This is a genomic window from Mesorhizobium sp. M1E.F.Ca.ET.063.01.1.1 (assembly GCF_003998155.1).
GTDB lineage: Bacteria > Pseudomonadota > Alphaproteobacteria > Rhizobiales > Rhizobiaceae > Mesorhizobium.
Genome location: NZ_RZSC01001589.1, coordinates 1 through 466, shown reverse-complemented (window position 1 = coordinate 466; position 466 = coordinate 1). Strand labels below are relative to the sequence as shown.

Annotated in this window: 1 protein-coding gene and 1 pseudogene; both read left to right on the top strand. The window is 61.4% G+C overall.

All coding sequences use genetic code 11. The features are described from left to right. Positions 1-122 (top strand): annotated as a pseudogene (locus EOA29_RS43660) (Co2+/Mg2+ efflux protein ApaG); the annotation flags it as partial. A gap of 51 nt (positions 123-173) precedes the next feature. Continuing rightward, complete coding sequence (locus EOA29_RS39935; RefSeq protein ID WP_127222580.1) at positions 174-464, top strand: hypothetical protein; 291 nt, start codon at positions 174-176, stop codon at positions 462-464. Positions 465-466 lie beyond the last annotated feature (2 nt).

Below are 466 nucleotides of genomic sequence, written 5' to 3'. Positions count from 1 at the left end.
CGACGCCGTCGGGCATCATGGTCGGCCACTATACGATGCGCAACAAGCGCGGCGAGACGTTCAATGTCGCCATCCCCGCCTTCCCTCTCGACCTGCCGGGCACGCGGCGGACGGTGAACTAGTGGCCGCGTACGCTTGGCCGCCACCCCAACCGCACGCCAGGCAGCGGCTTGATGCACAGAATTGAAACAGGGTTGTTTCTGGGTCGGCTGCCGTTCGCAAGAGTTGGACAAGGACCGGAAAGCCTTCTCATCATCAACGGCGGTCAGGGGTTCATGATGAAACCCCGGCCATCCAGACTGGAAAAGGATGCCGGACGGCTCATCCGTATCCTTCCACCCAACACGAGCTTCGTGCTGATTGGCTACGATCCCGCTCCAAAAGCCGATCCATCGCTCGAGGGCATGGCCAGAGACATCGCGGAGAGATCATCGGCGCCGACTTCAAGGAGCCAGCGAGCCTAATG

Excerpts from the sequence above, each read along its gene's own strand:
- EOA29_RS39935 (WP_127222580.1), top strand. The coding sequence starts at position 174 with ATGCACAGAATTGAAACAGGGTTGTTTCTGGGTCGGCTGCCGTTCGCA.